We start from the raw sequence: 14526 nt of genomic DNA, 5'->3' as shown, positions 1-14526 counted from the left end.
ATAGTTTCATGCATAAATTTCTTATAAAACCCAGATTGTACGCCCTAAGATTGGAGCAAATTTTATGAAAAAGGTCACGACTTCAAGCTTATTGAAGATGAAGCAAGATAAGCAACGTATCAGTGCCTTGACGGCTTATGATGCAAGCTTTGCTAAATTGTTTGATGAGCAAGGTATAGACATTATGTTAATCGGTGACTCCTTGGGCATGGTCTTGCAAGGTGGTGATGATACCTTAGGCGTTACTATCGCTGATATTGCTTATCACACAAAAGCGGTGCGCCAAGGCACGCAGCGCGCCTTTGTTATTGCAGATATGCCTTTTATGTCTTATGCCTGTGCCGAGCAAACTTATATGAATGCAGCACAGTTAATGGCAGCAGGTGCAAGCATGGTTAAGCTTGAAGGTGGAACGTGGTTACTTGACACCATCAAAGGTTTGGTTGAGCGTGGTGTTCCTGTCTGTGGTCATCTGGGTTTAACGCCGCAGTCAGTGCACGTTTTTGGTGGTTTTAAAGTGCAGGGCCGTGAAGACTTACAAGCTGAAAAAATATGTGATCAAGCCAAAGAATTAGAGCGAGCTGGTATACAATTATTAGTCCTTGAATGTGTGCCATCAAGTTTGGCTGAACTTATTGCTAGCAGTCTTAGTATACCTGTTATTGGCATAGGTGCTGGCAACCTAACTGATGGGCAGATACTGGTTATGCATGACATGCTAGGGATCAGCGCCAATTACATGCCTAAGTTTTCAAAAAATTATTTACAGTCAAGCGGGGATATTCGCCAAGCTGTCAGTGATTATATACGTGAAGTACAGGAGGGTGTTTTCCCCTCTAGCGAGCATAGTTTTAATTAGGAAAGGTTGATGCAGATTATTAGTGATATTCCGGTTTTAAGAGAACAACGAAGGGAATGGCAAGCCAGTGCTAAAGTCATTGCCTTTGTACCCACCATGGGAAACTTACACCAGGGGCATCTAAATTTAGTACGAGAAGCTAAAAAACACGCTGATATCGTTGTGGTTTCAATCTTTGTTAATCCCATGCAGTTTGGACCTGATGAGGACTTAGATGCATACCCGCGGACACTCAATGATGATGCGGCAAAGCTAGAAGCCTTAGACGTCAGTGTTTTGTTTGTACCAAAGGTCAGTGATATTTATGCCCGAGGACTAGAGCAACAAACCTTTGTTGAAGTACCGGGTATTTCATACATGATCTGTGGGGCAAGCCGTCCTGGACATTTTCGTGGTGTGGCTACCATCGTGTGTAAATTATTTAATATGGTGCAACCGAACTTGGCCTTTTTCGGTGAAAAAGACTTTCAACAATTGCAAGTTATCAAAGCCATGGTCACTGACTTATCAATGAACCTACAAGTGATTGGTGTGGCTACCACCAGAGAATCAGATGGTTTAGCGATGAGCTCAAGAAATCAATATCTAAATGCCGAGCAACGTGCTTTAGCACCAATATTGTACGAGCAACTAACTATGATTGCTTCTGCAATTGAACAGGGCCGTAGAGATTTTTCAATGCTGGTTAGTCTGGGTAAACAACATCTTGCTGAGCTGGGTTTTAATCCTGACTATATTGAAATTCGCAATGCAGAAAACCTACTGCCACCTGGGCATGAAGACACTCAATTAGTGATTTTGGCCGCGGCATTTTTAGGCAAAACCCGTCTTATCGATAACATCCAAATCCAACTATAAAGCCCATTCATCAAGTAAAAAAGCAGGTAATTAACCTGCTTTTTGATGTTTAGCGCAAAGCTTATTCCAAATTTTAGTTTTGCTGGCTAAGGCGAGTTGCTCATCCAAGATATTTTGTAAATCTAGCTCGGTGGTTAAAGGGTTGGCAATCACAACCCTAAATACCGTAATCGCTTGAGTATTGTATTTTTCTGTTTGCAAACGGGTGCGTGATACAAAGGATTTACCTGCCTCACGCTGCTGTTTTTGAATCACAACGTTGAGTTGATCAAGTTCAAGATTTACGGCGCTGGCCAATTGCGGCATACGATTTAACTTATCTTGTAGCGCTTCTGGATTCAGACGATAGGTTAATAAAGACAGGGTGGGAGCAGTGATAAGCTCAAAATCAGGATTTGATTGGATCATGCGAGCAAAGGTTTTAGCTTTTTCAATACTCTGGTCAATTAATAACTCGTAGCCTTTACGTCCAAAAATATGCAAAGAAGCGTAAACCATCATTGCCATACCATTGCGTGACCCTTCAAGGGTTGTTGCCCCTAAGTCTTTCGAACCCGCACGAAGAATGTACTGGGCATGATGGCGCACAGCATTGCTATCGTTTGGATCTTTAAATAACACCATGCCGGCGCCCATAGGCACATACATTTGTTTATGCGCGTCTATCGTAACTGAATCAGCGCGCTCAATCCCTTTTAATAAGGTGCGATAGGTGCGAGAGAACAGTGTTGCGCCACCCCAGGCGGCGTCTACATGAAAGTGACAACCTAATTCGGCAGCGACATCGGCTAATTCGTCTAATGGATCAATGTGACCTGTTTCAGTAGTGCCTGCAATACCGACAATAGATAATATTTTATTGCCTTCAGCTTGATACTGTTTGCCCACCGCTAATGCTTTTTCAGCGGATAAGCGCTGGGTAGGACAATCTATAGTCAGTAATTGTTCACGACCTAAACCAAGCAAATCAACAGACTTAGACAGCGAGTAGTGGCCCCGTCTTGATGACAATACGCCCATCTTTTTAATGCCGTAATGTTGCAAGCCTGCTGCTAAGCCTTCATAAGCGACACCACGAAATTGCGGAGTAGCGGGTAGCGCTTTGTTTCTAGCCACCCAAAGTGCAGTAACGTTTGCAATCGTGCCGCCAGAACAAAAGGCGCCTAAAGCGTGATTAGCACTGTGTAAATAAGTTCGATAAAAGTCACTCGATTGGCCATAAACCAACTCATGCATCATGCCCAAGACTTGACGTTCAAGAGGCGTAAAGGCTTTAGAGGTTTCAATTTTTACGAGGTTTTGATTAAGGCCCACCAGTAACTTTGCCAATGGCAGATGAAAATAAGGTAGGGCGGAGGTCATATGGCCAATGAAGGTCGGAGAGTAAGTATTAACAGAATTAGCCACCAATTTATCTAACAAATTGGCCGCATGCTCAGATACAAATTCTGGTTGTTCAGGTACCGCATATTCGGCAAAGTTTTTTTCTATTTGCTCTAGCGATTTTACTGATGTAACAACGTGCTGAGACAAAAAACCGGCAAGGTTGTCTGACAGATGCTGTTCAATTTGGGCTAACTTAGAACTCTTACCTTCAGGCATAGTAAAAACCTTGTAAAGGTGTTCTAAACTGACTTCGGCTTCACCCACACTTGTAACCCTAACTGAAAATTTTCAAGGGGCGAACTTTACCTCAAAATCCTTCACAGACCAATAGTCCGCCCGCCAAATAGACGCTTGGCTAATCAGGAAGTCCTGCTATATTGTAGGAAAAACAACAATTAAGGTCAGTATGCAAGTATCTCATGTTATTAGAGATTTTAGTTTGGAGCAGGTCGTTCCGTATTTTCAGCCCATTCTTGACTTACATAACAATACCGTGTGGCGCTATGAATGTTTAGCCCGCTTTATCAACATAGAACAGCAATCTTTTGTGCCTACTGAGCTTTTATACTTGGTCGAGCGTCGTCATTCAAAAGCAAAATTGACCTATAACATTTTTAATGGCAGTGCTAATTACTTTCGTTACATCAACATGGCGTGGAGCATTAATCTTAGCTTGCAGGATATGCTCGACCCTGAGATGGCTGAGTTTGTTCAAAATCAATTACAGGACTATCCCAATCCTACGCGCATTTCGATTGAAATAGCCGCCAAAAACGCAGTTGAAAACCCAAATTTGTTCAATGAATTTGCGGGCTTATTTAAAGCCTTAAATATTAGCCTTACCTTGGATCAGCTAGATCCTTTTGATGTAGATCTGACGCACTTACTCAATTTACCTGTAGAGGCCATTAAAATTTCAGTGAGAGACATTAAAAAATCACAGACGGATGGTGGGCTATCACAGGCCTTGCAGGCTTTTATTTTGCTGGCGGAACAAAAACAGATTACTTTAATTGCTGAACATCTTGAGCAACAAAATGAGCTCGAGTTAATTCAGCAATGGGGTTTTCAGTACGCTCAAGGGTTTTATATCAGCCTCCCCAAATCTGAAATAGAATAGTTAATCTTGTATTAAATTGGCGACTAATTGCCAACTAGATTGACCACTGTGCCAATACTTTCGTTCGAAAGGGGTCATTGGGGTGTCAGCTTTATATGCTTGGGCGGATGCTTTGATTCCTGCGACTTTTAGGGCCAATCTAAACTCTTCAATGTATAGCTGCCAATTACTTCGTACTTCAAGTTGACCTGCTAATTTAAGGATGTCAGGAAAAGCTGAGGAAGCATACCAACGATTCTGCAATTGGGAGGATTTAGGGTAGGGATTAGGGTACAAAATAAAGTGTTTGGATAACTGCCAACCTTCAAGAACCGCTAGTCTCCAAAAATCATGTAAATCCGCTCTCACTAATAAATAATTACTGCTATCTCCGGCATAGGAGTGATGTTTGTCGATTCTGGCGGCGGATTTATCTATGCCGATAATTTTTGCATGAGGGTGGGCGCTAGCGATCAGACTCGTACTTTCACCTACACCACAGCAAGAATCAAATATCAAATCGCCTTGCCACGGGCCCAACCACTCTTTGGTAGTCATAAACGCTGTCTGCGTATGAGCAGACAGCGGCTTGAGTGAGTGGCTATTTAAATATTTCTCTACTACTTTTTGCAGATTTTGGTGCACACCTTCTTGATTGGTGTCGATACTGCGAGCTAGTTTTTGCATAACTACAACTATTGTGACCGTAAAATGATATTAACTGCGAATGCCCACACCGCGATTGATTAATGAATAAGCGACACTTAGTAGTATGACATTAAAGCCTATTAGTAAACCCAGCGACACGTATTGATTCACGTCAGATACGCCTAAAAATCCGTATCTAAAACCATTCACCATATACACAATGGGATTGGCTTTACTTACCCATTGCCAAAATTCAGGCAACATAGACAACGAATAAAACACGCCGCCAAGGTAGGTGAGCGGGGTTAAAATAAAGGTTGGTATAATACTAATGTCGTCAAAGCTATTGGCAAAAATCGCGTTGATAAGCCCTGCCGTAGCAAACAGCACTGCGGTTAATATCAGGGTGATAATGATAAAGGCCAAGTTATGTATTTTGATATCGACAAAAAATAAAGATACTGATGTGACAATAATGCCGATTAGCAAGGCTCTGGCTACACCACCACCGACAAATCCCGCAATGATGACCCAGTTAGGCACTGGCGCTACCAGCATTTCCTCAATATTATGTTGAAACTTGGCACTATAAAACGACGAGCATACATTGGAATATGAGTTTGTAATGACCGCCATCATGATGAGACCAGGCACAATAAACTCCATGTAACTAAACCCGCCCATTTGACCGATGCGGCTGCCAATGAGGTTACCAAAAATAACAAAATACAGGCTCATTGTAATCGCAGGGGGTAGCAGGGTTTGTACCCAAATACGTAGGAAACGCGTACATTCTTTAATCCAAATAGTGCGTAAAGCGACAAAATTACGATTAGCCATTTGCGATTTCTCCTGTGACTGGGTTGCGGCCTGATTCGACTAAGCGAACAAAAAGCTCTTCTAGGCGGTTTGATTTATTACGCATACTCAGCACATGAATGCGCTGTTCAGTTAATTGTTCAAAAACCGTATTAAGGTTGGCTTCCTTGTGCACGTCGACTTCTAAGGTGTGATCATCAATCAAACGATAATCAAAGCCAGATAAGTTTAAAGAATTTACGTTCTCTGAAAGGTCAAATACGAAGGTCTCTACATTTAAGGTAGCTAATAAAGATTTCATGCTGGTATTTTTAACTATGACACCTTTATCAATGATAGCGATGTTTCGGCACAGCATTTCCGCTTCTTCGAGATAATGTGTCGTCAAAATTATGGTGACGCCTTGCTCATTAATGGCTTTTAAAAAGGTCCACATAGAACGGCGTATTTCGATGTCGACACCAGCGGTTGGTTCATCAAGAATGAGCATTCTGGGTTCATGCATTAGGGCCCGAGCTATCATTAAGCGTCGTTTCATCCCACCAGAAAGTGTTCTTGCTGCTGAGTGGCGTTTTTCCCACAAGTCTAATTGTTTTAGGTATTTTTCAGCCCGTGGTTTTGCCACGCTGCGTGGCACGCCGTAATAACCAGCTTGATTCAACATAATCTGCAGTAGAGTTTCAAACTGGTTAAAGTTGAACTCTTGCGGTACCAAACCTATACATGCTTTGGCTGATTCCATTTGGCTAGCAAGAGAATACTCGAATATATTAACCTCGCCGCTAGTTTTGTTTACCAGTGAGCTAATAATGCCTATGGTAGTAGATTTACCCGCACCATTGGGGCCGAGTAGAGCAAAGAAGTCACCTTGTTTCACTTGCAGGTCGATGCCATGCAAGGCTTTTGTGCCACTTTTATAGGTTTTAGTTAACCCTTTTATATCGAGTGCAAACATTGTTTTTGCCTATGCGTGATGAAGATGGTGCAGAAGATGAATAGCGTAAATAGCCATCATAGGCTATCACTAGCATGCTATATGCCGTTTACTTTTAATTAATCAAGGTTATCTGCAAAAATTATACACTCCATGGTATCTTTGGAATGAATACAAATCACTACTTTGTGCTGATTTATCCCTTGCTCAGGATGAATCAACAGGCTGCAGTCGCCTTAAAATAAAGGCGGGCCTCATTTGAGGTCCGCCTAAGTAATGGCTAGTAGTCAGGTGTTCACTTAACCAAACCCTAAACTGACGCGTTAAACGGTCTTATTTACCAGCATTGCCATGTTCTTAGACGATATTATTGAGCCGGTATTTGATTGAAAATCAGTGGCAAAACTATCGTCTTCTTGATCAGCAATAAAGCTCAGTAGACAGCTACTGTAATTGGAGGCTGCTTTAGCCAATTTAGTCCCATCTTTTTTAGTGATAAGTACTGTGTCGCCTACGGTAAATTGGCCTCTTACTTCGGCAATCGCTTCACTGGTTAGTAACTCACTTTGAATGTCAGAGCCAAATTCAAAATCATTTTCAACCACGACTTCACCCTGTGCGTCAGAGGTGTAAGTCATCCAATGCACAAGCTCTTTCATGGGCTTTGGTACGGATAAAAAGTGAGTGCCAGGATTTTGTCCGGCTAACAACTGGTTAAATGCGGTCTCAGAAAAACCATTAATTATAAAGGTGTCAATACCGTGTGAAGTGGCTTTTTCTGCCGCTTCGACTTTAGTTCGCATACCGCCGGTTCCCAATAAACCTGCTTCTGAGCCTGCCATGGCATAGGTATGTTTGTTAATTTCATTAATTACCGGTACAAGCACCGCATCACTGTTGGTCCGTGGGTTTTTATCATATAGACCATTAATGTCTGAACAAATGATAAGCACATCAGCATCAGATGCGGCGGCAACCATTGCAGATAAATTGTCGTTATCGCCTACCCGTAATTTGTCAGTTGTTACCGTATCGTTTTCATTGATGATAGGTAAAATTCCATTATCGAGAAGGTTCACGATGGTATTTTTTACACTCACATAGCGCTCTCTGTCTCGCAGATCGCCATGAGTCATAAGAATTTGCGCCGTAGGAAAATCAAATAGATTGTTCCAGATTCCGATCATTTCTGTTTGACCCGCTGCCGCCATCGCCTTTTTAACGGTCACGCTAGGTTTGTCAATGTTGGGGAATAGATGAGAGCCCGCAGCCACTGAGCCAGAAGAGACCAACACGACTTGCACGCCCATCTCACGGCAGCGCACAATAAATTGTGCAATGCCCAATAAATATCGGCTACTTACGCCTTTTCGGTCGGGTGCTATTAATGCACTGCCGACTTTAATGACGACTCGTTGCCATTTAAAATTAGTGCTTTTAATATCAACCATTACTTTTGCTCCGCTAAAATTTGATTTGTTTTATTGAATAAAGTGATTGTGTCTTGGCTTGGCGCTGCACTGAATTGGCTAATCAGCCAGATCACTATGCTGCTCAAGATAAAGCCGGGAATAATTTCATACACAACACTGCTTAAGGTACTGCCATCACTGAATATCGGTGCGTAGATCCAGAATAGAACCGTCAGAGCACCAGTGATAATGCCCCATACGGCAGCCGTATGGCTCAGGTCTCTTTTATACAAACTGAATAACACCAAAGGACCAAACGCCGCGCCAAAACCGGCCCATGCGTTACTAACCAACGACAAAATACTATTAGAACTATCAAGTGCTAATAGCATCGCTATTATCGCCACACCTGCGACCCCGTAGCGCCCGATTCTTACTGATTCTTTTTCAGTGGCCTCTTTGCCCGCTTTGAGTCTATAAATATCTTCAGTTAAAGAGCTGGCAGAGACCAATAACTGCGAAGAAATTGTGCTCATGATGGCGGCAAGGATGGCTGCCATCAAAAATCCACTAATCAGGGGATGAAAGAGTAAGTTAGAAAATAAAATGAAGATGGTCTCTGGATCCTCTACCGTTAGATTAAATTTATTGGCGTAAGCAACGCCAACTAATCCAGTAGCAAGGGCGCCTATTATGGTCACGCTCATCCAACTCATACCGATAAGACGCGCCACTTTAATATCAGCCACCGAGCGAATCGCCATAAATCTTACGATGATATGAGGCTGGCCAAAGTAACCTAGCCCCCAGGCTAAACTCGACACCAAAGCCCAGAAGCCTAGGTCGCTCATAGACGCTGAAAAAGTAGGAATAGACATTTGAGCAAAGTGATTTAATTCGGTTACGCCATCGAACTTTAAATATGCCACGACGGGTACCAAAATCAGCGCAAGAAACATAATGCAGCCTTGCACAAAATCGGTCATGCTCACGGCTAAAAAGCCTCCTAATAGGGTATATGAAACCACCACACCTAAGGTGATAACGAGGCCAAGGTGGTAGCTTAAGCCAAATGCAGATTCAAATAATTTGCCACCAGCCACTAATCCAGCTGAGGTATATAGGGTGAAAAAGAGCACGATAATAGCCGCAGAAATGATTCTGATTGAGCCCTTAGGATTATCAAAACGTTTCGCGAAAAATTCGGGTAGGGTAAGCGCGTCATTAGCGACCTCGGTATAAACTCTAAGTTTAGGTGCGACGATGATATAGTTGATTAAAGCACCAAGGGTTAAACCAATAGCGATGTAAATGGTTTCATACCCCACCGCGAACATGGCACCTGGTAGGCCCATCAACATCCATCCGCTCATATCAGAAGCACCGGCTGATAAAGCCGTTACTTGGGGGCTCACTTTTCGGCCACCTAATAAATAACCAGACATATCGCTGGTAGAATTCTTGTAAGCAAACAAGCCTATGCCTAACATTGCTAAAAAATACAGTGCTAGGGTGATGTAACTCATATTGTCCATTTTGTTCCTTATATTTTGTTACGCCCACGACTAGAAGTCAGTTTCATTTAGTCATTCGTTTTTGCATGGAGTAAGGTTTTATTCACGAAATATGCACTTTTAGTGCATGAATGTTGAGCATTATAAACTAAAACGATTAAAAATGTTTAGTGTTCTAACTTTTTATATATACAGAGGATTTATATAAAAAGTTTTGAGTCTGTCGTTAAAGCGCTTTTAGGCATTTAGAATGAATTATATTACGTACAATTTATGCCTTAGTTTTATTGTGAATATTTATATTAGTTAGAGGTCAAACTAAATTTATCTTCATTCGAATAAGGTTTATAATTGTCAGCAGTAGTTTGAAAATTGAAGTAGATAAAGTGATATGAAGAAATATGAAGAACTGTTGATCTCGCTGCGAAAAGTTATCCGAGCGATTGATATGTATTCAAAAAAGCTCAACAAAGATACCGGGCTGACCAGCCCACAACTGTTAGTACTGCAACAAATTGCTTTACGCGAAGACGTGATGGTCAAAGATATTGCACAAAGCATTAATCTCAGTTCGGCTACTGTTACCAGTATCTTAGACAGACTAGAGCCGCGGGGCTTAGTAATTAGGCAGCGTTCCACGGTTGATAAACGCAAAGTCGGTTTATACGTTACCCCCAAGGGGCTCGATGCCATAAGCGGTGCGCCCACGCCCTTGCAAGAGCATTTTATTAAACGCTTTGAAACGCTAGCTGAATGGGAGCAAACTCAGTTGGTGGCCACCATGCAGCGATTGGCCTCCATGATGGATGCCCAAGACATTGATGCAGCGCCCCTACTAGAACTTGATAGTTTGCAAAATCTGTCTGCTAAATAAGGACTGTTAAAGCTCCTTCGCGAGCAGTTCTTTATTTAGACAACGCAAGAGGAATGGTAAATGAACAACTCCACTCTGGGTTCAGATGGCGTTATACGCTGTGGCTGGTGTGCGCAGACAGATGTGTTTATTCCCTATCATGATCAAGAATGGGGCATGCCAGTGAAAGATGATCGAGGTTTATTTGAAAAACTCTGCCTAGAAAGTTTTCAGTCAGGCTTAAGTTGGCGCACCATTCTTACAAAACGAGAAAACTTTCGTAACGCCTTTGCGCACTTTGATTTTAACCAAGTGGCACTGTTTGATGGAAAAGATGTCACACGCTTGATGGAAGACCCCGGCATTGTGCGTCACTCAGGAAAGATCGCTGCGGTTATTCATAATGCTCAGCGTGCCAAAGAACTGCTTGCTGAATTTGGCTCATTAGCCAACTTTTTCTGGCGTTTCGAGGTTGCCGATAATCGTTATTCACCTCAAAGCATGACTGCCTCGGCTGAATCTATCACCATGGCGGCGGAACTTAAAAAGCGTGGCTGGAAGTTTGTGGGCCCCACCACTTTATTTGCGTTTATGCAGGCTGTGGGTTTGATTAATGATCACGCACAAGATTGTGCTATTCGAGGTGTTGTTCAAGAAGCGAAGCAAAATTTTACTCGACCCACTTAAGCTTAGTATTGCTTAATCAAGGGGTAAATCTAGGCAAATAAAAAGGCAGCTAAGCTGCCTTTTTTGAATCCATACAACTGTCTGTTTTAAGAGACGGCTGTATTTATTCGCAATCTGCAGGATCGCCACCCATTTTTTTCTTGGTTGCAATACAGGCTTCTTTTAACTTTTCAGCTGCGCTGTCTTTTAACTCAGCAGCTTTCTCTTTGCTCGCATCAACCATGTCTTCAGCTTTGTCTTTCGCTTCATCATAGGTTTCAGAGGCTGAATCTTTAGCGTCTTCATACATGTCACCGGCTTCGTCAGAAGCGTCTTCTGCCATTTCTACCGTTTTATCTTTGGTTTTTTCTAGTTCAACTAAGGCTTCTTGTTTAGTTTCTGCCGCTGATTCTTTTTGATTTTCTGTACACGCGACTGTTCCTAGAAGTGAAGCTAATAACAATACGGCGATTTTATTTTTAGTGATTTTCATATGTGTTCCTTGTGGTTTGATTTATCTATCGTGCGTATCCAGTGTAAGCGACTTTGCCTTACGAAAAAGTTTTTTCTTAAAACTATCACTTAACAATCGATAAAATGAAAGATTTGAGCAGCTTAGCGAAAATCATTCCATGTTTATAGCTTATTGATAACGTTACATTAATTTAGTTTATTTAAAAATAAACCTGCATTTATTAATGAAGATGTCTGTTTTAGAAGACAGGGCTATTTACTAATCGCCTATTTTTACCGCATTGACCACAAACCGCAGGCTAGGATTAGGCGTAATACTGTCGAACGGATAACAAGTAATCAGGGTCAGGCTTGGCTGGATAAATTGTTCTTGATTTAGCAATGTCGATGTACCGAGCAACGCCGCTGGGATGATCTGCCGATCGGTGACTTGATAGGTTGTACTGCCATTTAAGTGGGCCACCTTAATAGTATCTTTGTTTTTTAACGTTTTTAGACTGTTAAATTGGGTATCTCTGTGCCCCACTATTACAGTGTTGCCCGGTTCTCCAGGTAAAGGGCTAGCACTTAAATGTGTGGGGCCAAAGGCTAAGTTTCGCCCATTTGCCCCAGCCAGCACATACCAATGCTGCGCACCAATTGACAGCTCAGCAACCGGATAGGTATCTGCCCACGACCAGGGGCGATGGGCTTGCTGATCAAGCAATGTCGCCTGCCATGCCGAAGCAATTAGATATTGCGCTACATGCGCTTTAACAAATATCCACAGCCCTGAGGTCAATTGATAGAGGCCTACCCCCCCTAAAATAGCAAACAGATAGCTACGCTGTTTAGGATTTATACGGATTTGCGGCAAAACACCAGTAAACATAGGGCGCCTCCTATTAAAAGACTACCAAGCAGGATGTTAAGCTCAGCCGTGGTGGCAGTCTGAGGTAGCTGGGCAAGTGAAGCGCTTAATGTGCTATTTTTAGGCACGTGATTATGCGTTTGCATGTCATGGGCAGGTATATGAGTGGGTTTAGAGGGGCTGATATCCACTGCAACCAGGCTGGTATATTGACTTACCAGATGATGTTCTAAGGCGGTTTGTGTGAGCTCTTGCTCAATTTTATCCAGCTGCTCTTGGCTGGCGTTATCTAACATTGCAGATCGTTGATTACGGCTTAATTGTGCTATTTTTTGCCTTGCCCACAATACATTTAAACCCGCTTGTGGTTGAGCTGTTGTCGTGATTAACTCACTTTTCCATGGTTCATTAGCAAAGCGCCCCAGCAAGCTCATAGTTTGAAGCGCACCGGCTTGTGCTTCATTTGGGTCTTGGCGATAGCTGAGAATTAAAGGCTCGCCAAGATACAGGTCAGTAATGACATTCGGGTAAAGCTCGATTGACGACGCTTCAACCAACATATTGTCGCCAACTAAAAGATGAATATCCGTTAGCGCGGGATGAGCAAGCTTGCTTAACAAAGTCAACATTTGACTTTTTACTTGTTCAATAGAGCCAATATAGGTGTAAGTGCCTTTACCCATCTTAGCGGCTTCAGTCATAAAATAGCTATTGGGTGCACTGCCGATCCCCACAGTAAATAAACGTGAGCTTTGCAGGTTTTCAGAAATTAATTGCATGAGGCTTTCTTCATTGCCCACACTTCCGTCGGTAATAAACACAATTTGCCTTAGCCTTTTTGATTGTTGCTGATTCACAAAAGCCAATTCCAGCGCACTGGCAATCTCCGTACCTCCATCGGCACTGAGATTGACAATAAAATTTCGAGCTTGAGTTATTGCTGCAAGTTCTGCTGGTTTGGATTGCTCCCACAATTTGTGCGCAAAGCTATTAAATTCAATAATGTTGAAGTGATCTTCAGGCTTTAAGTCACTTAAGGCCAATAGCAGCGCTTGTTGAGCTTGGGTTAACGACGCACCCGACATAGAGCCTGAGGTGTCTAGAACAAAGATAAGCTCTCTACTGATTAATGTAGTTGAACTATCTGCCGAATCTTTTAGTGGAGGATAAACCATCACCAAGCCATATTGTTTGCCGTTCACGCTCTGCTGAAAATGTGCCACTTGTGGCTGGGGGTGTAATTCAGGTTGCCACCGTAGTACAAAGTCTTGATTTGCTATGATGCGTTTGTCTAAGCGGATACGGTATTCCCCCTCAGCGATTTTCTGGGTTGTTACCTTGTGAAAGTCACTGCTTATGTTTTTAACTGCGACACCAGAATCCAGCCTTATGTCTATATCAATGTCTTCCACTAGGTTTTTTGGCGCTTGATAGTGAGCGTGTTCAAGTTCAGTCGCTTGACTCACGTCATGGGTTTTGGGTGCCGGCAAATAACGTGGCGTAATTGTCAGTGGAAGGCGCAATTGATAAGCATCGTGCTCGTAAGCGATGGTTTGTTGATATTCAATACTGATTACTATTTTTTCATTTGGGCCAATATTTGCGATGGAATTTGTAAATAAATTAGGCCGCTGTTGGCTTATTAAACTGGCTTTTTTTCCTTCTTTTTTAGCTTGTTCGAATATCTGTTTAGCCTGTTGTATGGGTTTTATTTGGCCCTCTATGATGCGTTCGCCTATTTGCATCTGTAGATGGTCAAGCGCCGCATTTTCAGGTAACGGAAAGACATATAAGCCGTTGACCCATTCATTACTGCTATTATGAAATGTTTGGCTTATTTGCGTCCTAGCGACGACACCGCTGACCTTAATGGTGGCTTTTGTGCTTAGGCTAGGGCTCAGTCGCAGACCACTTTCTTGGGTATTATCTGAGTCAAAAAATAAGCTGCCTCGTTGAGCCTCTTGATAATTTGCAACCTGCCAACTGCCGGTGTTGGCAGGTAATTCAATAAGTTCGGGATGTTTCAAATTTTCTGGGTTGAAGGAGGGCACTGCTATTTGCAGTGCCCCAAGTGCCAGTGCAACTAACAAAATGCTGGCAAATTTAGTGACTGGCGCCATGGGCTACCTCTTAAGGTTTATGCTGTGATTGATA

General features: G+C 42.6%; 14 protein-coding genes. 5 read left to right on the top strand and 9 right to left on the bottom strand.

Going from position 1 to position 14526, the window contains the following annotated elements:
- Window positions 1-64: 64 nt before the first annotated feature.
- Together panB and panC are read left to right on the top strand one after the other, a co-directional pair.
- Complete coding sequence (gene panB / locus ACEN2L_RS02590) at window positions 65-859, top strand: 3-methyl-2-oxobutanoate hydroxymethyltransferase (protein ID WP_306021299.1); 795 nt, start codon at window positions 65-67, stop codon at window positions 857-859.
- A 9-nt stretch (window positions 860-868) separates the two neighbouring features.
- Window positions 869-1717 carry a pantoate--beta-alanine ligase gene (panC, locus tag ACEN2L_RS02585; protein WP_441741589.1) on the top strand — a complete coding sequence of 283 codons (849 nt, stop codon included), beginning with the start codon at window positions 869-871 and terminating at the stop codon, window positions 1715-1717.
- A gap of 30 nt (window positions 1718-1747) precedes the next feature.
- Here panC and panP read toward each other — a convergent pair whose 3' ends face one another.
- Entirely contained in the window at window positions 1748-3367 is a 1620-nt protein-coding gene (gene panP / locus ACEN2L_RS02580; protein WP_306021301.1) for a pyridoxal-dependent aspartate 1-decarboxylase PanP, read from the bottom strand.
- Window positions 3368-3509: 142 nt separating this feature from the next.
- On the opposite strand from panP, the gene ACEN2L_RS02575 reads away from it, so the two are divergent.
- Complete coding sequence (locus ACEN2L_RS02575) at window positions 3510-4223, top strand: EAL domain-containing protein (RefSeq protein ID WP_441741588.1); 714 nt, start codon at window positions 3510-3512, stop codon at window positions 4221-4223.
- Here ACEN2L_RS02575 and trmB read toward each other — a convergent pair whose 3' ends face one another.
- From trmB to putP, 5 genes are all read right to left on the bottom strand, one after another.
- Complete coding sequence (gene trmB / locus ACEN2L_RS02570) at window positions 4224-4889, bottom strand: tRNA (guanine(46)-N(7))-methyltransferase TrmB (RefSeq protein WP_441741587.1); 666 nt, start codon at window positions 4887-4889, stop codon at window positions 4224-4226.
- Window positions 4890-4919: 30 nt separating this feature from the next.
- Window positions 4920-5690, bottom strand: a complete 771-nt coding sequence (locus ACEN2L_RS02565) for an ABC transporter permease (RefSeq protein WP_441741586.1) — start codon at window positions 5688-5690, stop codon at window positions 4920-4922.
- On the bottom strand, window positions 5683-6624 hold the full coding sequence (locus ACEN2L_RS02560; protein ID WP_441741585.1) for an ABC transporter ATP-binding protein: 942 nt from the start codon (window positions 6622-6624) through the stop codon (window positions 5683-5685). The genes ACEN2L_RS02565 and ACEN2L_RS02560 overlap by 8 nt, the downstream gene beginning before the upstream one ends.
- Window positions 6625-6926: 302 nt before the next feature.
- On the bottom strand, window positions 6927-8054 hold the full coding sequence (proB, locus tag ACEN2L_RS02555; RefSeq protein WP_306021306.1) for a glutamate 5-kinase: 1128 nt from the start codon (window positions 8052-8054) through the stop codon (window positions 6927-6929).
- The gene (putP, locus tag ACEN2L_RS02550) at window positions 8054-9550 is read right to left on the bottom strand and encodes a sodium/proline symporter PutP (RefSeq protein WP_441741584.1); all 1497 of its coding nucleotides are present in this window, start codon (window positions 9548-9550) and stop codon (window positions 8054-8056) included. The genes proB and putP overlap by 1 nt, the downstream gene beginning before the upstream one ends.
- Window positions 9551-9920: 370 nt before the next feature.
- On the opposite strand from putP, the gene ACEN2L_RS02545 reads away from it, so the two are divergent.
- Together ACEN2L_RS02545 and ACEN2L_RS02540 are read left to right on the top strand one after the other, a co-directional pair.
- Window positions 9921-10403 carry a MarR family winged helix-turn-helix transcriptional regulator gene (locus ACEN2L_RS02545; protein WP_306021308.1) on the top strand — a complete coding sequence of 161 codons (483 nt, stop codon included), beginning with the start codon at window positions 9921-9923 and terminating at the stop codon, window positions 10401-10403.
- A 60-nt stretch (window positions 10404-10463) separates the two neighbouring features.
- Entirely contained in the window at window positions 10464-11069 is a 606-nt protein-coding gene (locus ACEN2L_RS02540; protein ID WP_441741583.1) for a DNA-3-methyladenine glycosylase I, read from the top strand.
- Between the two features lie 103 nt (window positions 11070-11172).
- Here the strand turns inward: ACEN2L_RS02540 and ACEN2L_RS02535 are convergent, their stop codons facing one another.
- From ACEN2L_RS02535 to ACEN2L_RS02525, 3 genes are all read right to left on the bottom strand, one after another.
- Window positions 11173-11541, bottom strand: a complete 369-nt coding sequence (locus tag ACEN2L_RS02535) for a hypothetical protein (RefSeq protein WP_441741582.1) — start codon at window positions 11539-11541, stop codon at window positions 11173-11175.
- 240 nt (window positions 11542-11781) lie between these two features.
- Window positions 11782-12393 carry a class GN sortase gene (locus tag ACEN2L_RS02530; protein ID WP_441741581.1) on the bottom strand — a complete coding sequence of 204 codons (612 nt, stop codon included), beginning with the start codon at window positions 12391-12393 and terminating at the stop codon, window positions 11782-11784.
- Window positions 12360-14492, bottom strand: a complete 2133-nt coding sequence (locus ACEN2L_RS02525) for a marine proteobacterial sortase target protein (protein WP_441741580.1) — start codon at window positions 14490-14492, stop codon at window positions 12360-12362. Before ACEN2L_RS02525 ends, ACEN2L_RS02530 begins: the two co-directional genes overlap by 34 nt.
- Window positions 14493-14526: the final 34 nt, after the last annotated feature.

The sequence above is a fragment of the Flavobacterium sp. W21_SRS_FM6 genome (assembly GCF_052119645.1).
In the GTDB taxonomy this organism is placed as follows: Bacteria; Pseudomonadota; Gammaproteobacteria; order Enterobacterales; family Alteromonadaceae; genus Paraglaciecola.
Note: the sequence above shows the minus strand (reverse complement) of the source record. Positions and strands in the feature narration are given on the sequence as shown.